General features: G+C 48.0%; 21 protein-coding genes and 2 pseudogenes. 21 read left to right on the forward strand and 2 right to left on the reverse strand.

Features of this window, described 5'->3' with window-relative positions; genetic code table 11:
• The first annotated feature begins 32 nt into the window (after positions 1–32).
• The 12 genes and pseudogenes from ON05_RS31370 (at position 33) to ON05_RS31425 (ending at position 15617) form a co-directional block, all read left to right on the forward strand.
• Positions 33–2051, forward strand: a complete 2019-nt coding sequence (locus ON05_RS31370; RefSeq protein ID WP_029315382.1) for a heavy metal translocating P-type ATPase — start codon at positions 33–35, stop codon at positions 2049–2051.
• A gap of 60 nt (positions 2052–2111) precedes the next feature.
• Positions 2112–2971 (forward strand): annotated as a pseudogene (locus ON05_RS31375) (polyphosphate kinase 2 family protein).
• A gap of 5 nt (positions 2972–2976) precedes the next feature.
• Positions 2977–3171 carry a heavy-metal-associated domain-containing protein gene (locus ON05_RS31380; RefSeq protein ID WP_010476408.1) on the forward strand — a complete coding sequence of 65 codons (195 nt, stop codon included), beginning with the start codon at positions 2977–2979 and terminating at the stop codon, positions 3169–3171.
• Between the two features lie 313 nt (positions 3172–3484).
• On the forward strand, positions 3485–4585 hold the full coding sequence (locus ON05_RS31385; protein ID WP_010476407.1) for a saccharopine dehydrogenase family protein: 1101 nt from the start codon (positions 3485–3487) through the stop codon (positions 4583–4585).
• A 30-nt stretch (positions 4586–4615) separates the two neighbouring features.
• The gene (glgX, locus tag ON05_RS31390) at positions 4616–6706 is read left to right on the forward strand and encodes a glycogen debranching protein GlgX (RefSeq protein WP_010476406.1); all 2091 of its coding nucleotides are present in this window, start codon (positions 4616–4618) and stop codon (positions 6704–6706) included.
• Positions 6687–7946, forward strand: a complete 1260-nt coding sequence (locus ON05_RS31395; RefSeq protein WP_010476405.1) for an MFS transporter — start codon at positions 6687–6689, stop codon at positions 7944–7946. The genes glgX and ON05_RS31395 overlap by 20 nt, the downstream gene beginning before the upstream one ends.
• 223 nt (positions 7947–8169) lie before the next feature.
• On the forward strand, positions 8170–10596 hold the full coding sequence (locus ON05_RS31400; protein ID WP_039781025.1) for a phosphoketolase: 2427 nt from the start codon (positions 8170–8172) through the stop codon (positions 10594–10596).
• A gap of 76 nt (positions 10597–10672) precedes the next feature.
• Positions 10673–11311: a histidine phosphatase family protein gene (locus ON05_RS31405; protein WP_010476403.1), complete on the forward strand. Its 639-nt coding sequence runs from the start codon at positions 10673–10675 to the stop codon at positions 11309–11311.
• Between the two features lie 6 nt (positions 11312–11317).
• The gene (locus tag ON05_RS31410; RefSeq protein WP_029315379.1) at positions 11318–12526 is read left to right on the forward strand and encodes an acetate/propionate family kinase; all 1209 of its coding nucleotides are present in this window, start codon (positions 11318–11320) and stop codon (positions 12524–12526) included.
• 29 nt (positions 12527–12555) lie between these two features.
• Positions 12556–13596, forward strand: a complete 1041-nt coding sequence (locus tag ON05_RS31415; RefSeq protein WP_010476400.1) for a class I fructose-bisphosphate aldolase — start codon at positions 12556–12558, stop codon at positions 13594–13596.
• A 38-nt stretch (positions 13597–13634) separates the two neighbouring features.
• Positions 13635–14125: pseudogene (locus ON05_RS31420) on the forward strand (phosphoketolase); the annotation flags it as partial.
• A 52-nt stretch (positions 14126–14177) separates the two neighbouring features.
• The gene (locus ON05_RS31425) at positions 14178–15617 is read left to right on the forward strand and encodes a multicopper oxidase family protein (protein WP_236619038.1); all 1440 of its coding nucleotides are present in this window, start codon (positions 14178–14180) and stop codon (positions 15615–15617) included.
• Positions 15618–15675: 58 nt separating this feature from the next.
• Here the strand turns inward: ON05_RS31425 and ON05_RS31430 are convergent, their stop codons facing one another.
• A complete protein-coding gene (locus ON05_RS31430) occupies positions 15676–15933 on the reverse strand; it encodes a type II toxin-antitoxin system HicB family antitoxin (protein ID WP_010476396.1) in 258 nt (85 codons plus the stop codon).
• 144 nt (positions 15934–16077) lie between these two features.
• On the opposite strand from ON05_RS31430, the gene ON05_RS31435 reads away from it, so the two are divergent.
• From ON05_RS31435 to ON05_RS31475, 9 genes are all read left to right on the forward strand, one after another.
• Entirely contained in the window at positions 16078–16347 is a 270-nt protein-coding gene (locus ON05_RS31435) for a thioredoxin family protein (protein ID WP_010476394.1), read from the forward strand.
• Positions 16348–16493: 146 nt separating this feature from the next.
• Complete coding sequence (locus ON05_RS31440; RefSeq protein ID WP_010476392.1) at positions 16494–16910, forward strand: heavy metal-responsive transcriptional regulator; 417 nt, start codon at positions 16494–16496, stop codon at positions 16908–16910.
• Positions 16911–16914: 4 nt separating this feature from the next.
• Positions 16915–17613 (forward strand): two-component system response regulator RppA, encoded by a 699-nt coding sequence (gene rppA / locus ON05_RS31445; protein WP_010476391.1) that lies wholly within the window; start codon positions 16915–16917, stop codon positions 17611–17613.
• Positions 17606–18967 (forward strand): two-component system sensor histidine kinase RppB, encoded by a 1362-nt coding sequence (gene rppB / locus ON05_RS31450; protein ID WP_010476390.1) that lies wholly within the window; start codon positions 17606–17608, stop codon positions 18965–18967. The genes rppA and rppB overlap by 8 nt, the downstream gene beginning before the upstream one ends.
• A gap of 476 nt (positions 18968–19443) precedes the next feature.
• On the forward strand, positions 19444–19920 hold the full coding sequence (locus ON05_RS31455) for a DUF2808 domain-containing protein (RefSeq protein WP_010476389.1): 477 nt from the start codon (positions 19444–19446) through the stop codon (positions 19918–19920).
• 176 nt (positions 19921–20096) lie between these two features.
• Positions 20097–22034, forward strand: a complete 1938-nt coding sequence (locus ON05_RS31460) for a copper resistance system multicopper oxidase (RefSeq protein WP_010476388.1) — start codon at positions 20097–20099, stop codon at positions 22032–22034.
• Complete coding sequence (locus ON05_RS31465) at positions 22031–22420, forward strand: hypothetical protein (RefSeq protein WP_010476387.1); 390 nt, start codon at positions 22031–22033, stop codon at positions 22418–22420. Before ON05_RS31460 ends, ON05_RS31465 begins: the two co-directional genes overlap by 4 nt.
• A gap of 120 nt (positions 22421–22540) precedes the next feature.
• Positions 22541–23707: a copper resistance protein B gene (locus tag ON05_RS31470; RefSeq protein ID WP_262562499.1), complete on the forward strand. Its 1167-nt coding sequence runs from the start codon at positions 22541–22543 to the stop codon at positions 23705–23707.
• Positions 23708–24153: 446 nt separating this feature from the next.
• On the forward strand, positions 24154–24438 hold the full coding sequence (locus ON05_RS31475) for a PepSY domain-containing protein (protein WP_010474389.1): 285 nt from the start codon (positions 24154–24156) through the stop codon (positions 24436–24438).
• A gap of 8 nt (positions 24439–24446) precedes the next feature.
• On the opposite strand, the gene ON05_RS31480 is transcribed toward ON05_RS31475, so the two are convergent.
• Positions 24447–25082: a TVP38/TMEM64 family protein gene (locus ON05_RS31480; protein WP_236618981.1), complete on the reverse strand. Its 636-nt coding sequence runs from the start codon at positions 25080–25082 to the stop codon at positions 24447–24449.
• Between the last annotated feature and the right edge of the window lie 62 nt (positions 25083–25144).

Consider the following 25144-nt stretch of genomic DNA (forward strand, 5'->3'; position numbering starts at 1 on the left):
TGAAAGATCATTCTAAGAATAAGGTTGGAGTTATGCAGCATCAACATCATCACGGACACAATCAACATTCTCACGGTAGTCACGGAGGACACGATAAGCATGCGGGACACAGTCCCGAAATGTTCAAAAATCGCTTTTTTATCTGTCTAGTCCTCACCATCCCCGTACTTTACTTTTCTCCTGCCTTTCAGGCTTGGTTTAACTATCAAGCTATTCAGCTTCCAGGCTCGAACTGGATCAACCCCATCTTGGCGACCGTTATTTACTTTTATGGAGGTTGGGTCTTTATTCGAGGTTCGTGGCGGGAAATAAAAGGAAAAATCGGCATGATGACCTTGATTTCTCTAGCCATTACCGTTGCTTTTGTCTATAGTTTGGCAGTAACCATCGGTTTGGAAGGGGAGCCATTTTTCTGGGAATTGGTCACCTTAATCGACATCATGTTACTGGGTCACTGGATTGAAATGGCATCAGTTCAGGGAGCCAGCCGTGCTTTAGAACAATTAGCCAAGCTAATGCCTTCGACAGCGCATCGACTGATAGGCAGTGAGATTGAAGATGTCCCTTTAGAGGAACTTCGAGAAGGAGATCTGATCTTGATTCGTCCTGGGGAGCAAGTTCCCATTGATGGGGTTGTTGTTGAAGGTGCATCAAGTGCTAACGAAGCTTTCCTCACTGGGGAATCTCGCCCGGTGAATAAACGGGAAGGAGATGAGGTTGTGACTGGGGCAGTCAACGGTGAGGGAGCCTTAAAAGCGGAAGTGATTCGGACGGGAGACCAGACTGCCCTCAGTCAGATTATGCGTTTGGTTGAAGAAGCCCAGAATTCGAGAAGTAAGTATCAGGTTCTGGCCGACAAAGCTGCTTATTGGTTAACCTTGATTGCCATTGCTGTAGGAACGTTGACCTTTGTAGTTTGGCTATCAACTGAAGAAGGACTGGTGTTTGCGATTAATCGAACGGTTACCGTATTGGTTATTGCCTGTCCCCATGCCCTTGGATTGGCGATTCCTCTGGTGATTGTCAATGGAACTGCAATCGCTGCTAAAAATGGGATTCTCGTCCGTAACCGCGAAGCTTTCGAGCGAGCTAAAACGATTAAGTATGCTGCTTTCGATAAAACTGGTACTTTGACAGAAGGACGGTTTGGCGTACAGCGAATTTATACCGAAGGCTTAAGCGATGAGCAAGCTTTGGCAATTGCTACAGCATTAGAGTCTCTATCAGAGCATCCTCTAGCTCAAGCAGTTGTGGAAGCAGCCCACCAGCTAAGAGTACAATCACCTACCGTCAATGATTTTAAGGCAGTCCCTGGTATGGGGGTAGAGGGGGTTATCAACGGCAAAACCTACCGAGTTGGACGACCAGAGTGGCCCAAAGATCTAGGTTTCTATTTTTCTTCTGAGCTTGAACGGGGTTTGGCAAAAGCAGAATCCAGGGGTGAAAGCGTCATTGCCTTGATGGATGAAAATCAAACCCTAGCTTTGTTCGCTTTGGCAGATCGGGTACGTGACAGTGCCAGAGAATTAGTTCACAGTTTGGACTCGATTGGCGTCCAGGTAGCAATGATCACAGGGGATGCTAAAGCAGTGGCCCAGGCTGTTGCCACTGACTTGGGTATTAAACGGTTTTACGCCCGAGTTTTGCCCCAGGATAAAGTCCGAATTGTCAAAGAATTAAAGGCTGAAGGAGCCACCGTCTTTACAGGGGATGGGATTAATGATGCTCCTGCATTATTAGAAGCCGATCTGGGAGTTGCCATTGGCGCGGGAACCAATGTAGCCATTGAATCTGCCGATTTGGTTTTAGTCAAGGATAATCCGATGGATGTAGGGCGAGCCTTAAAACTTGGCAAGGCAACCAATAACAAAATGATACAGAATTTGTTCTGGGCAACGGGCTATAACGTTATTGCTATTCCCTTAGCAGCTGGTGTTGCTTATCCTTTGGGCTTTGTGCTTTCCCCCGCAGTAGGAGCTGTATTTATGAGCCTTTCTACTGTGATTGTCTCACTCAACGCAGTGACCTTGCGTCGAGTGCGGTTGAATTAGGTCACAGATTCGACTATTTCAAGAAATTGTGAACCATAAAACCATCACTTGGTAATTGCAATGAAACACGAAGACTTTATCGTTGCTCCTGGTACTAAGATCGCACTGAAGCAATATAACTCAAAGTATATAGGACACTTTAAACACAAGTCTAAAGCTAAACATGAACTACAAGAACACATTGAGCATCTGACAAAGCATCAAGAGGTTCTTTATGCTCAAAATACATTTGCATTGTTGATCGTTTTTCAAGCCATGGATGCTGCTGGCAAAGACAGTACGATCAAATATGTGATTTCAGGGGTCAATTCACAAGGATGCCAGGTATTTAGCTTTGGAGTCCCCTCTGCTGAAGAACTGGATCATGACTGTTTTTGGCGCTATATGAAGGCATTACCAGAACGAGGGAGAATTGGGATATTCAATCGTTCGTATTACGAGGAAGTTCTTGTCGTGCGCGTTCATCCAGAATTACTGAATAGACAACAGTTACCGCCAGAGGTGAAAACTAATCGGATCTGGGAATCTCGCTTTGAGGAAATTAATAATTTTGAAAAATATCTTTCACAAAATGGCATTATTATTCTTAAATTCTTCCTGAATGTTTCTAAGGAGGAGCAAAAAAGCCGATTTTTAGACCGTATCAATAGACCAAAAAAAATTGGAAGTTTTCTGTCAGAGACTTTAAGGAACGGGCTTATTGGGATAAATACATGCATGCTTATGAAGAGCTTTTTAACCACACCAGTACTATCTGGGCTCCTTGGTATATCATCCCAGCCGACCGCAAATGGTTTACGCGTTTTGTAGTTGCTGACATTATTTGCAACAGATTAGCATCGCTAAAACTATCCTATCCTAAGGTAAGTGAAGCGCATCAAAAACAGCTTTTTGCAGAACTAAATAAACTAGGCAATTAAAAATTATGACTATGCAACTAAAAGTCCCCAATATAGTTTGTGGCGGTTGTGGAAAAGCCATTGCCAAAGCGATTCAGTCAATCGATCCGAATGCCGAAGTACAAACCGATCCTAAAACCAAACAAGTAACGGTAGAAACCCAAGCATCTCTTACATCTATAAGAAATGCGATCGCTGCTGCTGGTTACCCTGCTGATTGAATCAAAATCTTTAAATTGTCCAAAATATTCAAGGATGTCTGAATCATCCATCACGCGCTGACGCTTGTTCTGAATGACTTAACTTTAGCAAACAGTTAATATCCCATACATTTGGATGGAGTGATGTCATTTTAGACCGTTGGCGAATTTACTTAGCACACTATCAACTTTATCTATATTTCAATTGTGGTAAACGCTTTAAGAGTGTGATTTTTAAAGTATTAACAGGAGAACTTAATCCCTAATCACCTCCTATGATTTATGGCCAGTTAAAGGCAACTACAACACTTTCAGCATAGCGAGAAAGAAATAAATGTCTTTTGAACCTAAAACTCGGTCGAATAATAACAATCGGCTCCTGATTATTGGTGGTTACGGACAGGTGGGTCAGATCGTAGCTGCTCAGTTGGCACCTCTTTTCCCTAGTTCCGTCGTGGTCGCAGGCCGTAATCTCGAAAAAGCAAATACTGCCGCCAGCGAGATTGGATATGGAGCTGAAGCACAGGCGATAGATCTCTTCGCAACTTACAGTAAAGACGCACTTCTTGATATAGCGCTGGTCATCGTCTGCCTTGATCAGACTGATACAAGGTTTGTAGAGCAGTGCCTAATGCATGGCATTCACTATGTAGACATCAGTGCAAATTACGATTTTCTCTCTCAAATCGACAGGCTCGACGATCTCGCTTTGACAAACAATGCAACTGTCATACTTAGTGTCGGTGTTGCACCGGGTCTCACCAATATGTTGGCAAGGCGGGTGAGTGAACAAATGGAGAGTATCGACCAAATCGACATCGTTCTAGAATTTGGCCTGGGTGATCATCATGGACAGGCGGCAGTGGAGTGGATGTTCGATAACCTCGATGTAGCCTACACCGTGCAAGAGAATGGTCAGCCGATATCCGTGCGGAGTTTCAGTGAAAGTATTGATATTGGCCTTCCTGGGCAAGATATAGAGCGTCCCGCCTATCGATTCAACTTTTCAGATCAACATGTAATTAGACATACGCTTAATGTACCTACTGTCTCTACTTGGGTTCGCTTTGATGACCCTATTTCGACCTGGCTGATCGCAAAGTTATCCCAGGCTGGTTTTGGGGGGCTGTTGAAACAAGGTTGGGGGCGGGCAGTTGCGATTTGGCTACTTATGAATACACATATCGGTACGAATATCTGCGGTGTAGCTGTGCAGGCCAAGGGAAAAGCTAAGGATGGTGCCAACACACTTACGCTTGGCATCATTGGTCAGAGGGAAGCACTGATGACTGCAGTGATTACAGCCGAAATCGCCCGCCAGACTTTGTTTGCCCCTCCTCCACCGGGAGTACACCATAGCGAACAGGTAATCTATCTCGATCCGGTCATCGCTTCACTCAGGCGTGAACTGCCAGATCTTGTTGTGGCACTGTAAGTCTTGTTGTGTTGAATAGGTGAGAAAGTAATGATAGTAGCTGCTCCCATGCCCACTTATCCAATAAAGAAGGGACGATCCCATCCCTTAGGTGCAATTGTTGAACGCGATGGGGTCAATTTCTCAATATTTTCTGAACATGCCACATCGGTCGAACTGTTGCTGTTTAAGCAACATGACGGGCTAGAACCCATCCAAATTATTCCACTAGATCCAAATTCGAATAAAACGTTTCACTTCTGGCATGTTTATGTTCAAGGTTTAAAGCCAGGTGTATTTTATGCCTATCGAATCGATGGACCGATGGATCTAAAGGCAGGATATCGCTTTGACCGGCAAAAGATCTTAATTGATCCCTACGCTAGGGGTACCATCAAAACACTTTGGAATCGAGCGGATGCTTGCCAGCCAGGTAATAATCTAGCAACCTCTTTACGGAGTGTTGTTATCGATACCTCTGATTATGATTGGGAAGGCGATCTCCCCTTAAACAGAGCGATGAGCGAAACAATCATTTATGAGGTTCATGTCCGTGGATTTACTCTATCCCCCACGTCTGGCGTTGAACGTCCAGGTACGTTTGCTGGCTTGATCGAGAAGATTCCTTTTCTCCAAAAATTAGGCATTACAGCGGTTGAACTCCTACCTATATTTGAGTTTGATGATACAGAAATTGGGTACATAGATGACAAACCACTGAAGAATTACTGGGGCTACAGTCCCATGTGCTTCTTTTCTCCTCACTCTCATTGCTGTAATGAACCTGAAATAGGGTGTCATGTCCGCGAGTTTAGGGACATGGTTAAAGCCTTACATAGAGCTGGAATTGAGGTGATCTTAGATGTTGTATTCAATCACACAGATGAAGGTAATCACCAAGGGCCAACCTTTTCATTTAAAGGTATCGATAATAGCGTGTATTACTATCTCACTCCTGATGACAAGGAACATTATGCCGACTATACAGGCTGTGGAAATACTTTGAACTGCAATCATCCCGTAACTCAAAAAATGATTGTGGAATGTTTGCACTATTGGGTAAAAGAAATGCATGTGGATGGCTTTCGTTTCGATGAGGCTTCTGTATTGTCAAGAGGTGAAGACGGCTCACCGATGAAATATCCACCAGTTGTTTGGCAAGTCGAGCTGGATGAAACTCTAGCGGATACAAAGATGATTGCAGAGGCTTGGGATGCTGCTGGACTCTATCAGGTCGGCTACTTTCCTGGATATCGTTGGGCCGAGTGGAATGGACGATATCGGGACGATATTCGCCGCTTTGTTAAAGGAGAGTCGGGACTTGTCGGTGCCGTTGCATCGCGGATTACGGGTAGTGCCGATCTCTATCAATGGCGGGGACATTCCCCCATCAACAGCATTAATTTTATTACTTGTCATGATGGTTTTACCCTCAATGACTTAGTGTCTTATGACCATAAGCATAATCAAGCCAACGGCGAGCAGAATCGAGATGGTGCTGATGAGAATCTGAGTTGGAATCACGGGATTGAAGGCGAAACAGATAATTCTGAGATTGAATTATTGCGAGAACGTCAGATTAAGAATTTTGCTACGATTCTGTTGCTTTCTCGGGGTGTGCCGATGATTCTGGCGGGGGACGAAATTCGGCGTACTCAGAAAGGCAACAACAATGCCTACTGTCAAGATAATGAAATTAGCTGGTTTGATTGGACTTTGCTTCAGAAAAACCATCATCTTTTGAGGTTCTGGCGACAGATGATTCAGTTCCGTAAATATCACTCAACTTTACAAAGCCCGCATTACTTTTCTGGAAATGAAATGAATGAACGTGGTTTAGCTGATATCTCTTGGCATGGCTGTCAGCTAAATAGCCCTGGCTGGGATAATCCTCAATCTCGTGTGCTTGCTTTTACCCTGGGAGGATTTAATGGGGCATTAGACCTTCATGTCATGGCTAATATGTACCACGAAACATTGGGCTTTGAAATTCCATCTCTGCATGATAGACAGTGGTACAAAGCTGTTGACACTGCTCTAGAGGCTCCCTTAGATTTTCCAGAAATTGGTCAAGAAAGCTTGATAAAAGATAGTGTTTATCCAGTCACAGGGCGTAGCATTTGTGTCTTTATTTCAAAATAAAATATTTGTCCGAAGGCTTTTTGTGAAGAAACACATTTTTCTCCTATTTATTTGTTTATTTGTTCTTATGATTGGTTTTGGTATTACCTTACCTGTACTACCTTATTACGCAGAGCGGCTTGATACATCTGGCCAGATTTCTAGGGAAACAATGGTCCTCCACGTTAGTCTTTTGACCAGTATTTATGCCCTAATGCAGTTTATCTGCGCACCGCTATGGGGCAAGTGGTCAGATCGCTTTGGGCGGAAGCCTTTGCTGTTACTGGGTATTGGAGGTTCTGCGATCTCTCAGATTCTCTTTGGCATGGCGTCTTCTTTGGAAATGCTTTACATCGTTAGGGGAATTGATGGCCTGCTCTCATCAGCAGCACTCCCTGCAGCAAAAGCGTACGTGTCTGATATAACAACCGAGCACGAACGTAGTCAAGGCATGGCATGGCTTGGGACTGCTGTCAGTCTGGGTGTTGTGGCTGGACCGGCTGTGGGAGGACTGACATCCCGCAGAGATCTCCATTTTGATTTCAGTTTCGGGCATTTTGTGATCAGTAGCTTTTCGCTTCCGTTTTTTATAGCGGCAACGCTCATGCTTCTTATGTTCTTGATAGCTAATCTCTGGCTGCCTGAGTCTTTAGTTCGCCAACGGACTACCATACAGGTCACTCAAACACCGCTTCAATGGCAACTCATAGGCAATCAACTATTTATTCTGCTGAGTTTAACGACTCTAGGACAGTTGGGATTAGCAATATTTGAAGGAACTTTTGCGCTGTATGCCCAAGATAAATTGAGTTATACCCCGATGAAAATCGGAATTGTGTTTATGGTGTGTGGACTGGTGATGGCAGTATTCCAGATAATAGCTGTGAACTATCTTTCAGGAAGACTCAGTGTAATGAAGCAAATTGCTTCAGGGTTTTGCTTGATGGGTGTTGGTATTACCCTGCTGTTATTTGCCCGGACCTTATTCTATGTCGTTAGTACAGTTGGGGTATTTGCACTGGGAATGTCCTTAATTGCTCCTAACCTCTCAGCATTGATTTCAAAGCGAGGTGGACAACACTCGGGAACCGTGCTGGGAATGCAGAACTCGGCCTATAGTCTGGCCCAGGTTGGAGGTCCGGTGGTGGGAGGAATCCTATTCGCTTGGCAGAGTAGTGCTCCTTACTTGTTTGCTGGCGTCATTCTGTTCGGAATGGGTCTATTGCTCGGCTGGAAGAACAAAGCAGGCCATGTCAGCTAATGTTTTGTCCTCAATAAAGTCATTGCCTATATTCCCTTTGGATCCAGCAATAATTTAAATTTCCGAAGAATTTTGCTCAACGGGTTTGCCTTCTTAACCAAGGTAATGGGTAAGTGAATAAAGTCGAATTTAGATAGTAAAGGCTATATTCCAAAGCCATAGGTTTCATATTCAATCCTACATACATAGAATTTGTCAGTGATTTTTTTGGGAGAAATGAAAGATGACTTCATCAGTCCAATCAACAGTTTCAATGCCGGATTCCCTCACAGAAAGTGAGTTGAATAATATCGATGCTTACTGGCGAGCATGTCACTATCTCGCTGTAGGGATGATTTATTTACGAGATAATCCCCTATTAAGGGAGCCGCTCAAAGTTGAGCATATTAAGCATCGGTTACTTGGACATTGGGGAGCCTCACCTGCCTTGAGCTTTACCTATATCCATTGCAACCGACTGATTAAGAAGTATGACCTGAATATGGTGTTTGTGGCAGGTCCTGGGCATGGTGCACCGGGCGTACTGGGTCCAGTCTATTTAGAGGGTAGCTACTCCGAAATATATCCTGATAAGAGCGAGGATATTGAAGGGCTGCAGCGTTTTTTCAAGCAATTTTCATTTCCAGGCTTTATCGGGAGTCACGTCACCCCTGAAACACCTGGATCGATTCATGAAGGGGGTGAATTGGGCTATAGCGTATCTCACGCCTACGGAGCAGTTTTAGACAACCCTGATCTAATTGTGACTTGCGTGGTCGGGGATGGTGAAGCTGAAACAGGGCCGTTGGCGACAGCGTGGCACTCCAATAAGTTTATTAATCCAGACCGAGATGGTGCGGTTTTACCAGTTCTGAATTTAAACGGGTACAAGATCGCTAATCCCACGATTCTAGCTCGAATTTCTCATGAAGAGCTCGATCATCTCATCCGGGGCTATGGCTATACGCCTTACTTTGTAGAGGGCGATGACCCGGCTGAAATGCATCAGAGAATGGCTTCGGTGATGGAAATGTGTATTCTCAAGATTAAGGAAATTCAGCAGGAAGCTCGAAAGACTGGAAAAATTCAGCGGCCTCGCTGGCCAATGATTGTGTTGCGGACGCCAAAGGGGTGGACCGGGCCACAAGAAGTAGATGGTAAGAAGGTGGAGGGCTTTTGGCGAGCGCATCAAGTTCCGATGGGTGGGATGCATGAGAACCCAGATCACCTGCGTCGGCTAGAGGAGTGGATGCGTGGCTACAAACCGGAAGAGTTATTTGACGAGAATGGCGCACTGATCTCGGAACTAAAAGCCTTGGCTCCTGTGGGGGATCGTCGTATGGGTTCAAATCCTCACGCCAATGGTGGTTTGCTGCGTCGGGCATTAAAGCTACCTAGGTTCCATGATTACGCCATTGAGATGGACCAGCACGGCTGTGAAAAGTTCGAAAATACAAAGGTACTCGGTCTCTTTATGCGAGACATCTTTCGGGATAATCCCAATAACTTTCGCCTCATGGGACCGGATGAAACTGCATCAAATCGACTGCAGGACGTATACCAAGTGACCAAAAAGGTCTGGATGGCCGATTTCTATCCTGAAGATGAAGGTGGTACAGAGCTATCCCGCGATGGTCGGGTGATGGAGATGCTGAGTGAACATACACTGCAGGGATGGCTTGAAGCCTACCTGCTCACCGGACGCCACGGCCTATTCCATACCTATGAGGCATTTGCCCATATCGTTGATTCCATGTTTAATCAGCATGCAAAGTGGCTCGATATTTGTCGGAATCATGTACCTTGGCGTCGATCTGTATCTTCACTGAATATCCTGCTATCTTCGTTAGTCTGGCGGCAAGACCATAACGGTTTTAGTCACCAAGATCCAGGGTATGTAGATTTGGTGACGAACAAAAGTCCTGATGTGGTTCGGGTCTACTTCCCCCCAGATGCAAACTGCGTGCTTTCAGTGGCGGACCATTGCTTCCGCAGTGTCGATTACGTCAACATCATAATCTCTGATAAGCAGCAGCACCTACAATATTTGCCAATCAATGAGGCGATTCAACATTGTGCTAAAGGGGTCGGTATTTGGGGCTGGGCCAGCAACGATGACTGTGGTGTAGAACCGGATAGTCCTGATGTTGTAATGGCCAGTTGTGGTGATATTCCTACGATGGAATCCCTTGCAGCAACGGCCATTTTGCGAGAAGAGTTCCCTGAACTAAAGGTACGCTTTGTCAACGTGGTGGATCTGTTCAAACTGGTATCGCAAGGGGAGCATCCCCACGGTTTATCGGATTGGGATTTTAACTCCCTGTTTACGAAGGATAGGCCGATTATTTTTAACTTCCATGGTTATCCCTGGCTGATTCACAAGCTGGTGTATCGCCGCACCAATCAAGAGCGCATTCATGTCCGGGGCTACAAGGAACAGGGAAATATCAACACCCCGCTGGAGCTGGCAATCAATAACCAGGTTGACCGTTTTAACTTAGTCATCGATGTTATTGATCGTGTGCCAAAACTAGGGTCTGCAGCAGCCCATGTAAAGGAACGAATGAAGAACAAGATCCTTGAGTCTTTGGCCTATGCTCACGAGAACGGCAAGGATCACGATGAGATCGTGAATTGGACGTGGCCCTACTCACAAGGTGAGCAGAAATAGTTCAAACCGGCCTGTTGCACACTCCTGCTGCAGGCTGTTCTGACCATATGCTGTTAGCAATAAATTGGAGTAATCCATGAGCTTGAGTCTCTACTTTTTACGGCATGGGGAAACCACTCACAGCCTTACTGGTGGTTACTGTGGAGAGTTGGATCCTGAACTCACACTATCGGGTTTACAAATGGCACAGGGTTTTGCCGATGCCTACCAGGCATTACATTGGGCTGCTGTTTTTACCAGTCCAATGAAACGGACTGTTGCGACAGCTCAGCCCATATGTACGGCATTGGGGGTCAAACCCCAACTACGGGATGGCCTCAAAGAGATTTTCTACGGGGAGTGGGAGGATCGAACCCCTGAGTATGTAAAAACAAACTACGCTGACAATTATGTTCGTTGGTTGACAGAACCGGCCTGGAATCCTCCTACGGGAGGAGAAACCGCCGTCCAAGTCGCCAGCCGTGCATCGTTGGTGATTGCTGAAATCGAAAAGACCTATTCAACAGGAAATATACTAGTCGTTTCTCACAAAGCCACCATTCGGATTATTCTTTGTAACCTTTTAGGAATTGATGTGGGCCGCTATCGTGATCGGATTGAGATGCCAGTGGCGTCTGTGAGTTTAGTGAAGTTTGATCGCCATGGGCCGATGCTACAGCGGCTGGGCGATCGCGCTCATCTGCCTGAGCAACTGCGAAATCGAGCGGGAACATGAATCGCGATGAAGATTTTAGTTCTTAACGCAGGGTCTAGCAGTCATAAATGTTGTTTGTACACCATTGATGGAATACTCCCAGAGCCCCCCCCTACTCCCCTCTGGGAAGCTGAGCTTGATTGGCATGATCAAAACAATGCTGCGCTAATCGTCAAAACAAAACAAGACAACAAACTTACAGAGGAATTGTCTTCTCTCTCTAGGTCCGAAGCCCTCTTATATCTGTTGGGTACGCTTTGGCAGGGGGCAACGCCTGTCCTCCAAGGTCTGAAAGAGATTGATGTTGTGAGCCATCGTGTGGTCCACGGAGGGCATGATTATCAATCTAGTGTGGTGGTGACCGCAGAAGTGAAGGATGCGATCTCAACCTTAATTCCCTTGGCCCCTGCCCATAACCCAGCCAACCTAGAAGGTATTGTGCTGATGGAGCAACTGCTGGGCAATATTCCTCAGGTTGCTGTTTTCGATACTGCCTTTCACAGCCATATCCCAGATGTTTCAACCACCTATCCTGGTCCCTATGATTGGATTGAACAGGGAATCCGCCGCTACGGGTTTCACGGTATTAGCCATCAGTACTGTGCTCAGCGAGCCGCTCAACTTTTAAATCTGGAGCTGGCCGATCTGCGTCTGATTATCTGTCATTTGGGAAATGGGGCCTCTCTTGCAGCTGTTAAGAAGGGGCAATGCATTGATACCACAATGGGCTTCACGCCTTTAGATGGTTTGATGATGGGGACTCGGTCTGGATCAGTTGACCCTGGCATCTTGATTCATCTGATGCACCAAGGTTATTCAGCAGATCGCCTTGATCACCTTCTGAACCAAGAATCTGGTCTGAAAGGGATATCGGGAATATCACATGATTTACGGGACGTTGAGATTGCGATCTCACAGGGACATAAGCAAGCCAAACTAGCTCGGGATCTTTATCTCCATCGCTTAAAATCCTGTCTGGGTGCAATGCTAATGAGCCTAGGTGGTGCCGATGTAATTGTCTTCACTGCTGGAATTGGAGAACATTCAGCAGGGGTACGCGCAGAGATCTGTGACGCTTTAGCGTTTTTGGGAGTGAAGATTGACCCGACTAAGAATGACTGTGCTCCGGTTGATCAGGATATTGCTGCTGCTGAATCTACCATCCGAGTCTTAGTGATACATACCCAGGAGGATTGGATGATCGCCAAAGAGTCCTGGAACTGCCTCATGACATAGAAGATAACTTGAAGATTAGGAGATATTCAATGACTAGCTACGGTCAAGAACTAAGATCTACAGCGCTAGCGATGGTTGCCCGTGGTAAGGGGTTGCTGGCGATTGATGAAAGTAATGGTACTTGCAATAAACGCTTTAAGAAATTGGATATTCCTGCCACTGAGGAGAATCGCAGGGCCTATCGTGAACTGATTCTAACCACACCTCATCTGGCAGATTACATCAATGGTCTTATTCTTTACGATGAGACAATTCGTCAAATGACTAAAGAGGGAACTCCCTTTGTCCAGATCATTAAAAATGCAGGTATGATCCCTGGCATTAAGCTTGATACAGGAGCTAAGGATTTAGCAGGCCATCAAGGAGAGAAGGTGACGGAGGGGTTAGATCTCCTACGGGATCGTATCGCTGAATATTATGAGATGGGTGCTCGGTTTGCCAAGTGGCGTGCTGTTCTTACTATCGGTGATAAAGCTCCGAGTGATGCTTGTATAGAAGCCAATGCCCATGCCCTAGCCCGATACGCTGCTTTATGTCAGGAGGGAGGTCTGGTCCCGATAGTTGAGCCTGAGGTGCTCATCGATGGGGAACATACTCTGGAGCGTTGCTATCAGGTTACAGACAAGACACTGCATTCGGTTTTTTGTCAGCTATACAGTCAAGGGGTTGAGTTTGAGCAAATGGTGCTTAAGCCTAATATGGTTCTTGCGGGTCAAGAATGTAGCCAGCAATCAACTCCTGATGCAGTTGCTGAAACTACAGTCAAGTGTTTACTGAAAAACGTGCCTGCAGCCGTCAGCGGTGTGGCTTTTCTATCCGGTGGACAAAGCAGTGAAAAAGCTTCAGCTCATTTGAGTCTTATGAATGAACGATTTGGTGATCAATGCCCATGGCCACTAACCTTCTCCTATGGCCGCGCTATCCAGCAACCTGCTCTTGACCATTGGCGCGGTGATAGCCATCAAGTGTCCGAAGCTCAACAACGATTACTACACAGGGCAAAATGCAACAGCCTAGCTAGCTTGGGTAAATATAGTTCCACTATGGACCGGGAACGAGATCGCCCCTGAGTCAATCAATACATACAGTCACTGCCCGTTTACTTTATATCGTTATGGCTTCTAAGCAGAAGCACCTGCGATATCTGTCAGTGGATGAGGGTATTGTTCACTGCACCAAGGGCATCAGCATTTGGGACTGGGCCAGCAACGATGACTGTGGTACGGAGTTAGATGAACCGGACGTGGTGATGGCCTGCTGTGGCGACATTCCGACGATGGAGTCGCTAGCGGCAACAGCCATTTTGCGATAAGAGTTTCCCTATCTTAAGGTGCGCTTTGTGAATGTGGTGGATCTGTTCCGATTGCTCTCAGAAGGAGAGCATCCCCATAGTCTCTCGGACCGGGATTTTGACTCGCTGTTTACGTGGATCGTTTTAACCTAGTGATTGATGCGATTAATCGAGTTCTTAAATTGGGATCTTCCGCAGGTCATGTCAACGAGCGAATGAAGAACAAAATTATAGAAAGTTTGGCTTACTCCCATGAGCTTGGCAAGGACCAAGATGAGATTATGAACTGGGCTTGGCCTTATCCTTGAATGTCAGGACTTACGCAGGCTTCATTTCTTCTACCGAATATTTAACGATATTGTGAAACGCCGAAAATTCTTGTATCTTGCAGCCGCAGCCTCTATCACACCGCTTCTAGCTCAGTGCAATCGCCGCCGAAGCTCGCTTCCCCTTAAGTCGTTTCCGCGCTTCTCTAGCACGTCAGGGCTACTTGATCTTTCTCTAACTGCGCAGCACTCTACCGACATTAAAATCGGCAAGCAGTTTGCAAAACGAATGACCTACAACGGTCATTCTCCGGGGCCAATTCTAGAAGTACAGGCAGGGGATACGATTCGTCTTACGATGGCGAATGAACTGGGTGAGCCAACCAACTTGCACTACCACGGTCTACATATCTCTCCTGAGATAGACAACGTTTTTCGAGAAGTTTCTAGCGGAGAGGCTTACACCTACGAATTTCAGATTCCCAGTAACCATCCTGCAGTCACAGGTTGGTACCACCCCCATTATCATCTCAAGGTCGCCTCACAGATTTTCAACGGCTTAGCTGGGCCACTGATTGTGCGGGGCAAGCTGGACGAAATTCCTGAGGTTCAGCAGGCTAAAGAAGAAGTCTTAGTACTTCAAGACTTTGAACCTAATTTCCCAGATGATGAAGCACTCTCTACCTTAGCTAAACGATGGGGACGAGAAGGCAGTATACAGCTAGTAAATGGACAGCAAAATCCAATCATTGACTTGCCGCAAAATGGATTGCTGCGGCTGCGACTCATCAATGCTTCGGCTTCTCGCATTTACCAGCTTAAGTTACTTGAGCATCCGTGGTTCTTGATTGCAACTGATCGAGGCGCGATCGCTGAACCCCAAGAAATAGAAACGCTTCTTCTTTCACCTGGGGAACGCGCAGACTTGCTTATTCCAGGACAAATAGAACCTGGTGACTATGGGCTGCTGAGTCTGCCATACGACCGGGGGCTTGCAGAGATGATTCAGGGGATAGGCAATCACGCTAAACAAGTACCCGGAGTCGCGCTACCGGCAGAAACAACCATCGCTACATTACGGTATGTGGAAGGGAACCGCACCAGTCCCCTTCCGCTTCCAAAAGCGCTCATCCCAGTTGACCGCTTACCCAACCCCTCAACAACCCGAGAATTCTTACTTAATCATGGCATCGACACCACTGCAGGCTCCAACAGCTTCATCATCAATGGTCAGTCCTTTGTAATGGATCGAGTCAATACTCAGGTACAGCTCAATCAGGTAGAAGATTGGCATATCATCAACAAAGCCAGCGTAGATCATCCTTTCCATCTACACACCAACCGCTTTCAGGTCATCGAGCGCAATGGCAAACCCGAACCGCTGCTGGCCTGGAAAGACACCGTGAGCGTAGGAGGATATGAATCCGTCAAAATTAGAGTAAGATTCGAAGACTATACAGGTCGCACTGTCTACCACTGCCATATTCTTGACCACGAAGATCAAGGCATGATGGGAATCGTAGAGATTGTTTAGACATATCTTGCTGCGTAGGAGAAGAGAACCCTTGATGTAAATAACGAAGGCCATGCTGCTACAGCGCTAGCTCCACGACATCAGCGGTAGACTGCATCTCAAGTAAATGGTCTGGGAGCGGTTCGAGCATGAGCTGAATCGCATTTTTGAGATTTGCGATGGCCGTTAGCGTAGCTCCTCCTTTGGAGGCAGGCCGGTCGGAGACCATCGCGGCTTCTCGACTCTCGCCATAGGAAGACACAAAGTTTAGCTCTGGACAGGTTGCTGAGTAGGACTCAGCTTCAGCATCCCATTCCAAAACCGCTCTGATTAACATAACTGTAGCTCCGCTAGCTTCGGACGATCCTAGTCAACCTTCTCCATCACAATATCGCCCATAGTTCTATCCTTCTGGATAGGACTTGACCTTGAAGTCAGATAGAGCGTTTAGGCTGCACATAGAACTCAGGAGGACATTGAAATGGCCAAGCGCTCTATTGAAGTTTTTACCGCTGGATGCCCACTCTGCGATTCTACCGTTGAGCTAGTTAGAGAGCTAGCCGCTCCTGACTGCCAGGTAAAAGTTTGGGATTTACATGAAGGCTGCGAAACCAATGAATGTCAAGACAGAGCAGCGCAGTACGGAATCCATCGCCTCCCTGCAGTTGTCGTTGACGGTCAACTGGCAGAATGTTGCCAAAACCAAAGGCCCATCTCCCGTGAATCGCTCATTGCTTCTGGCATTGGATAGGACTGAAACGGTCATCTCATCCTGATCTCATCATGTCCTGCCAACCTAGAAATAGTGGGATATTCGCACAGGAATGCGAGTTGCCTTGACCCTGTAGCTCACTAGAGGGTTTAAGGTTGAGTTAGCTGCCCTGGGAGGACTGTTCAATGGTGGTTGCAACACGCTTAAAAATCGGTGAGGTTTCCAAGCAGACCAACACATCTGTAGGGGCGTTGCGCTACTACGAAAGCCTGGGCTTGCTGGCATCAGATCGAGGTGAAAATGGCTACCGCTATTATCCCCAGGAAGCGGTGCAGCAGGTGTTGTTTATCAAGAAGGCGCAAGCTCTAGGTTTTTCCCTAGAGGATATCCATGAGGTTTTGAACGTCCACCAGCAGGGAGATGTGCCCTGTGAGTTTGTCCAGTCACTGCTGCAGGACAAGATCGAGCAGCTTGAGGCTCAGATTCAGAAGATGATGGCCTTCAAAGCAGAGCTGGAAGACTATCGCGATCGCTGGTCTACTAGCCAACCGCCTCCTCAACCGGGTGATATCTGCCCTTTGATTTCAACCGTTCCGCTGTAACCGTATGCGAGTCTTATTAGTTGAAGATGAACCCGATCTGGGAGCTGCCATTCAGCGCACCCTCACTCAAGAAGCCTACATCGTGGACTGGGCACAGGATGGCCTGGAAGCTTGGGATTATCTAGAAAGCCAGTGGACCCAATACACGCTAGCTATTTTCGATTGGCTCTTGCCTGGACTCTCTGGGGTTGAGCTATGCCAGCGTCTACGCACCCAGAATAGCCCCCTGCCAGTGTTGATGCTGACGGCGAAGGACCGCCCGGAGGATACCGCAGCAGGACTAGATGCTGGTGCTGACGACTATCTCGTCAAACCCTTTCGTAAAATTGAGTTACTGGCTCGACTGCGGGCACTGCAGCGGAGATCGCCCCATTTCCAACCCCAGCAGCTTCAGGTCGGTCAGCTCACCCTAGACTACGGCACTCACAACGTCTCGATTACCAATGAGGGACAAGCCCCACAAAATGTATTGTTAACCCATAAAGAATTTCAGCTTTTGGAATATTTCATGCAGCATCCGAGGCAAATCATCAGCCGCGATCAGATTCTCAATCAGCTTTGGGGAGCTGACGCTGATGCTGTCAGTAATGTGGTGGCTGCGCTGATGCGTCAACTGCGTCGCAAGCTCTCTGAACAGGGCTGTGACGGTACCATAGAGACGATCTACGGGATTGGCTATCGTCTTAACTTAGACCATGAATGAGCAAACGCTGTTTCGTCAGACTCGCTGGCGGTTGGCAAGTTGGTATGCCGGGGTCATGGGTATTATTCTGGCGGTCAGCGGCCTTGGGGTCTATGAAGCGATTGACCATGCTCACCGGACGGCGGCAGATCGAGAACTACAGGCGATCGCAGGCCGACTCCACGACAACATAGAGCCAACCCTACAACAACCCGGAGAAATTCCAGCTAGCGCTCAGCGTTTCCTACCTGATCCCTGTAATAGCCCGAGTCAATGTACGGAAACCGTTAGAGCTGCTGAACATGCCCCTGGAGAAATGTTTCAGGGCAACTACTACATTCGACTCCTTGACCCCTCGCAAGACCTTGTTGCCCTTGCTGGGCTTAAACCACCCGGATTAATATCCTCTTCATCTGCGTCCGAGTGGCAGTTTCTCAAAGACAGAGATAAGACTCGCTATCGCCAAGTTACGTTGCCTTTGCAAAACCCCAATGAGCAACTGTGGGGATATCTGCAGGTCGGCAGTTCTCTCAAAGACTCAGATCGCTATCTTTCCTCAGTCAGATTGGCTCTATTTGCCGGATTGCCTTTAGCTCTGGGGTTTGTCGGCGTTGCAGGCTGGTGGTTAGCTGGCCGAGCGATGCGACCGATTCGTCAGTCTTACCAGCAGATGCAGCAGTTCACGGCAGATGCCGCTCACGAGTTACGCACCCCGATCGCTGCTGCCCAAGCCACGGTGGAATCAGTTTTGGATTTGCCTCAGTTATCGGAAGCTGAGGCCCGCGAAACGTTGCAGACTTTGGATCGCCAGAATCAGCGCTTGTCCCAACTGATTCAGGACTTGCTGTTGCTGACTCGATTAGATCGCCAAATACAACTGAAGCAGAATGATGCTTGCTGCCTCCAGGATTTAGTTAGCGACATCGCTGAAGAGTTAGCGGCTCTGGCCCTAAGCAAAAAGATCCAGCTTCTAACTGATGTTCAAGTGGATCAGCCCCTATGGGTCAACGGAGATGAAGCACAGCTTTACCGACTCGTGTTTAACCTCGTGATCAATGCAATTCAGTACACCCCTGAAGGAGGTAAAGTCACCCTCGCACTCGATCAGCAGGACCAGCAGGCGGTGATTCAGGTGCAGGATACGGGGGTGGGAATTGTGCCGGAGTATCAAGCCAAGATCTTTGATCGGTTTTATCGGGTGGATAGCGATCGCAACCGACAGACTGGCGGGTCAGGGTTGGGGTTGGCCATTGCAAGTGCGATCTCTCAAACACATGGCGGCAAAATCTCGGTGCAGAGCCAGCCTGGGCAGGGTAGTACTTTTATTCTTTCTCTACCGATTGGTTCAGTTCGGCAACCTACACCGACTCTCTAGTAAAGAATAAAGTTTTCATGATTTAAGTATTGTTAAAACACCAGAATTAGAATCAAATATCATTCTGATCTCATTTTTGCAATCTACATTAAAGATAGATTGTTATTCAGCTTTAAAATCCATGAAGTCTATTAAGGTTTTCATCGGTGCAGTCTTGGTTTCTGTACCTCTTTTAAGCATTGGGTTGATCAGTCGCGCCTCTGCGAAAACGCTAGTTGTTTGTGGTCCAAATGGGGCAGCTAGAGTTGTAGAAAAAGTTCCTGTAGGGTGCCATGTCCTCAAGGCAAACACCCCGCCAGCAAGAGCATCATAGCGTTTAATCCTATGTGAATCTGAAGACTCTTTATCAGGATCTGGGAGACGCTTGGCCTCTCAGATCCCCCCTAACTAGCTCAAGAATAATTCTCATTAAATCTTGAGGAAACTTGCTGCTGCAATGTAAATCATCTGTCTGATTTAAAGCTAGGAGAATAAGCATGAAATTTCTGATCTACACTACTATAATTAGCCTCTCTTTAGCTGGTTCCATCACAGCAGCCCGAGCAGCAGGCGTCCTTAAAGATGCCAAGGTTCCTCATCTAACAACCACTGCTGCCATCCCTCGAAATCCTCGGGTTCCCTTTGCAAAATATCGCTTTGGTCTCCACGTCTCTGGCTATCCTTTGTCTCAACTGACCATCGGCATCCCTGAACGGGTTCGGGTCAGCGATGGTATCACCGTCACGGATCAATCAGGTCAAGAAATTGAGTCAAGCACAACCTTCGAGGGGAACACAGCAATTGTCACCTTTGCTCAACCCGTTGCGCCAGACACGACACTGAAGGTCACCTTAAATGGGGTTCGCACGTCAACGTTTAGTAGTCGGGTGTGGCTGTTCCCCGTTACGGGGCGAGGCGCAGAGATGACAACAGATATTCCCTTGGGGATGGCTCGAATTGCCACCTATGACTAACGTAGCTGGCATCTCATTCTGATTTCATTTTTATGTTCCACAAGTAGTAGAGAGGGTATTCCCTCATACCTCACACCATAAATTGCCGTAAGCATCAGAGAGATACTCAAATGCTTTTTGATGCTTACTCCTTCTTCAACTGCTGTTCATCTGGCTATCATTCGTCACGAAACGCTATGGGTTACACCGCCAAAACCATTACCCGACGCAACTTTATTCGGTTTTCAGCCGGAATGGGCCTTGCATTGGGGTTTGACAGTCTGGTGCCTAAGCTGCGGGCTGCAACGGCCCGCGTGGCAGGGGGGAGCCAGACCTATCCCGACATTATTAATCTTCAAGTCCAGAAAACGAGATTGGCGATCGCCGGGAAGGAGACACCCGCTATCACCTCAAATGGCTCTATCCCTGGTCCCCTAGTGCGGCTACGGGAAGGTCAAACCGCCACCATCAAAGTGACCAACCAGCTCAAGGAAGACACGTCAATTCACTGGCACGGCATCCTGCTGCCGCCAGAGATGGATGGCGTACCCGGCGTGAGTTTTGCCGGAATCAAGCCAGGAGAGACGTTTACTTATAGCTTCCCTGTCCAGCAAAGCGGCACCTACTGGTATCACAGTCACAGCGGTGTGCAGGAACAGATGGGGCATTTTGGTGCGCTAATTGTGGATCCTCTAGAGCCAGAACCGTTTGACTATCAGCAGGACTATGTGGTGACGCTCTCCGACTGGACCTTTGAGGATCCCCATAGCGTTCTAGCTAATCTCAAAAAGATGAGCGCCTACTACAACTACAACCGGCGCACAGTGGCAACGCTATTCAAAGATTTGCCCTGGAAACGGATGCGAATGGATCCGACAGATCTTGCGGATGTGACGGGAGCCACCTACACCTATCTGATGAACGGCATGGCTCCTGACTCGAACTGGACGGGACTATTTCAGCCTGGAGAAAAAGTGCGCTTGCGGTTCATCAACGCTTCCGCTATGACCTTTTTTGATGTGCGGATTCCTGGCCTAAAGATGACCGTTGTGCAGGCTGATGGTCAGAATATCCAGCCAGTCCCTGTCGATGAATTTCGCATCGCTGTGGCTGAAACCTACGACGTAATTGTAGAGCCGCAGGACGAGCAAGCCTACACCATTTTTGCCGAAACGATGGACCGCAGTGGGTATGCCCGTGGTACCTTGGCTCCCCGTCAAGGCATGACGGCTCCTATTCCTGAGCAACGTCCCCGCGTCATGCGCTCGATGGCGGACATGGGCATGATGCACGATATGTCGGGTATGGACTCTGGTGGCACGGATACCATGCAGCACAACATGTCAGGGAACGGTTCCAGCGACATGCAAAATATGCAGCACAACATGTCAAGGAACGGTTCCGGCGGTATGAACCATATGCAGCACGACATGTCAGGCATGAAATCCGGTGATATGGGCAACATGCAGCATGACATGTCGGGTATGAGTTCAGGCGACATGAATAATATGCAACACAACATGCCTGGGAAGGATAACGGCGGCATGAACCACATGCAGCACAATATGTCGGGTATGAACTCTGGCGATATGACCCCACACGGTCCTGATGGTCACGGTCCCGGCAATGCAGGAGTGCCGATGATGCTTCAAAGTCGCCTCGATGATCCTGGCATTGGCTTGGAGAATACGGGAACCCGTGTCCTTCTCTACACTGATCTACGCAGTCTTACCCCCAGAGAGGACCAGCGACAGCCTGAGCGGGAAATTGAACTCCATCTCACGGGCAACATGGAGCGTTACATGTGGTCCTTTGATGGGAAAAAGTATTCGCAAGCGAAGGAGCCAATTCAGTTTCGTAATGGGGAACGGCTCCGGCTCACCTTTATCAACGACACCATGATGGAGCACCCCATCCATCTACATGGCATGTGGATGGAGCTGGTCAATGGGGCTGGGTCTCATCAACCCCGGAAGCACACCCTCAATGTCAAACCCGCCGAGAAAGTATCGGTGGATGTCACGGTGGATGCTCCTGGTAATTGGGCCTTCCACTGCCATCTGCTCTACCACATGGAAGTGGGAATGTTTCGAGTCGTTTCTGTCACTAATCAAATTGCAGAGGTAAATTCATGACCGTTCAAAAAGTAAGTTATGCAACTGCTGGATTGTTGTTGGTTGCAGCCCTAGCCGTGTTTACCCCTCGGGTACAGGCACAAGAACAGCAGCAGCTCGGCAATACCCAAACAGGCACTGAAGCACCTGCATCCACGGGTTCAGAATCTTCAGCCCCACACCAACCAATGGGAAATGGGATGCAGCATAATATGCCCCACGATATGCCGGGTATGAAGTCTGGCGACATGCAGCATGACATGGGCGATATGCAGCACAACATGCCGGGAATGGATTCTGGCGACATGAACAACATGCAGCACAATATGGGCGATATGCAGCATGACAAGTCGGGAACGAATTCGACAACATCGGATAACCCCACTGAGCAGAGTCCCGCGAATTAGGTTGGCTATGTACCTGTAACTCGCACAAAACAATGTGCTTTTTGACAGCGAATGATGCAGTCTTGCAGATTCGTGCTGTCTTTATCGTTGGAAAATTTGCAGAGGTAATTGTGAGTGAGGATGCAACATCGTTATTGGGCCACTGCGCTTTCTGGAACGTTGGTCTCGATGACGCTAGGGAGTGGTCTTCTACCAGCACAGGCTGAGGAGACGCAAACGGGGACTAAAACACAGCCAATGCATCAGGAGGTTGAAATCTCAGCAAATCCTGACCTGCCTCTAGCCGATCTGTTGGAAGTCCCTAGTGAAGCAGAACTCTCTGCAGAGGAAGGCGATCAACTGGCACCCCTTACATCGAAGCCTAGCGCTACCGCAGACGCCCTAAAACCGACAATTGCAGAAACCTCCAATTCAGGAGCGTTGCTGCCCACTCACGCCCAAGAATTTGAGAGGACAGAGGAAAGCAAAGTACAGCCGCCCACACTTTTCCTTGAGACCAGCAGGCAGGCCCCCCAGCCCTCTTTTACAAACGGCCCTCTGGCACAGACTCTGACGCAGAAACCACCTGAAACTCCGCAGTCCTCATCTGAGACTCCACAGACAACTGATAAGGAAGACTGGCCATCACCCGTTAAAGACAATCAAACCTTCTCCTTTGTCTTAATCGATCAGTTGGAGGTTCGCACCGTTGATGGCCCAACGACGCTGAACTGGGATGCGATTGGCTGGGTGGGGGGCGACATCAGACGCTTCTGGTTCAAAACAGAAGGTGATGTGGGCCTCTCGGCGGACACTGGCGGTGAGGCAGAGGTACAGGCTCTATACGGTCAACTGGTTGCACCTTTTTGGGACTTTCAGGCGGGCCTAAGGTATGACCGCTTGTATGGTCCTGGCCCAGACCGAGGGCGGGCCTTTGCAGTGGTCGGCATCCAGGGATTAGCGCCCTACCTACTTGAGGTGGATGCTTCCCTATTCATTAGCGAGGATGGCGATGTTTCAGCCAGACTCACGGGAGAATATGAGATGTTGCTGACCCAGCGCTTGATCTTACAGCCCAAGGCTGAGATCAATCTTGCCGCCCAGAGGGTTGAAAACTTTGGTGTTGGCTCAGGTCTTAATGATATTGAGCTGGGGCTGCGACTCCGCTATGAGATTAGCCGTAAGTTTGCTCCTTACGTTGGCATCAACTGGCAGCGCAAGTTCTTTGAAACCGCTGACTTGGCTAGAGAAGAAGGAGAAAGCGTCGGGGACTTCTCGGCCCTAGCGGGCGTAAGGCTTTTATTCTAGAGTTGAGTACGATTGGAGATTGGATATCATTCTGAGATAGGAACTTTATTCTGCGATCCTAAATTTACGTTAGCTAATTTGAACACTAATACGTCACGAGGGAATATCGATGACTCTTCACCGTTTCACAAAGGCAGAGCCAAATACTGCAGCTTTTCTTTGGCTCACAGTGGCGAAAGTCACGTTCGCTCAAGTAAAAGCCAGAAAACTGAAACTTCAACATCTCATGGATCGGAGACTGTGCCAAAGTCTCAGCATACTGAGCCTGCCGAGATTGCCAAGCCGTCGCCTATCCCTGTAGAACCTTCTACAGCGTCAGTGGTAAGTGATCAGACAACGCTTGCAAGTTCCATAATGGGCTTTCCCTTCGGTTTGGGTGAACTCTCCTTAGGTTTGATTCTAGTTGGCCCAGTCTGCTTGTCTGCTGTAAGACGGTGGCTGCAGTCATGAGTTCCGCTCGCTTGAACCTCCGCCGCCTACACAAAGCAACTGCCCCATTGATGTGTGTTCCCCTGCTGCTAACGTTACTCACTGGCGTTGGGTTTCAAATGGCGGCTGTCAGCGGCAAGGGAGATCAGTTTCTCTGGCTGCTGGACCTTCATCGAGGAAAGTTTGGTCGATTTAATCTAGAGCTGGTCTACCCATTCCTCAACGCGCTTGGCCTACTGGTACTGATCATTACGGGAACGTTGATGTGGTTGAAGCAGCGTCAACCTCGGGTAAGACGGTAACTCCCAACTCATTCAACTCTGATGATGTTTTGCATCCCAAACCAGTTGTAGCGCCGAATGCCCCAGGGCAGGCCAACCAACAGAATCAGAAAAATAGCAGACAGGGCAATTCCGGCAGGTAGACCTATTGTAAATGCTGACCCCATGTAGGTTAGGAGAAGGGTTGAAGGAATCATGCCCAACAAGGTAGCGCTGGCGTAGATGGGGAGCGAAAGTCCGGTAATACCTGCGCCATAGCTCATTAAGTCAAACGACAAGACCGGAAGTAAACGAGTCAGGAATATCAACCAGCCAAGATATAGCTCTCCTCGCTCCTTTGAGAAGTAGATGAGTTTCCCAGTGAGAGCGTAAACAGTGGAACGCCCTAAGGTACAGCCAATGTAGTAAGCAACCAAGCTACCAATAAATCCACCCATGACGCTGTAGATTCCCGCCACTAGAGACCCCCATATTGCTCCGGCAGCAACTGCAATGGGGGCACCTGGAATCGGACTAATCACCACGGATAGAGCCACGATGCCTATGTAGACGAATGGACCTAGCCAGCCTGCGTTGATGACCGTTTGCCTGAAGGTTTCAGGGCTAGATAGATCGGGCGGAGAATAAATCCACCAGCAGGCTAGCAAGCACCCGATGAGCAGCAAAAATGCAATCGCATTTGGGCGGGTGAATAGAGCCCGCAATCGTCTGATTTGGCTTCTCCTTC

It is taken from the genome of Acaryochloris sp. CCMEE 5410 (assembly GCF_000238775.2).
Lineage (GTDB): Bacteria > Cyanobacteriota > Cyanobacteriia > Thermosynechococcales > Thermosynechococcaceae > Acaryochloris.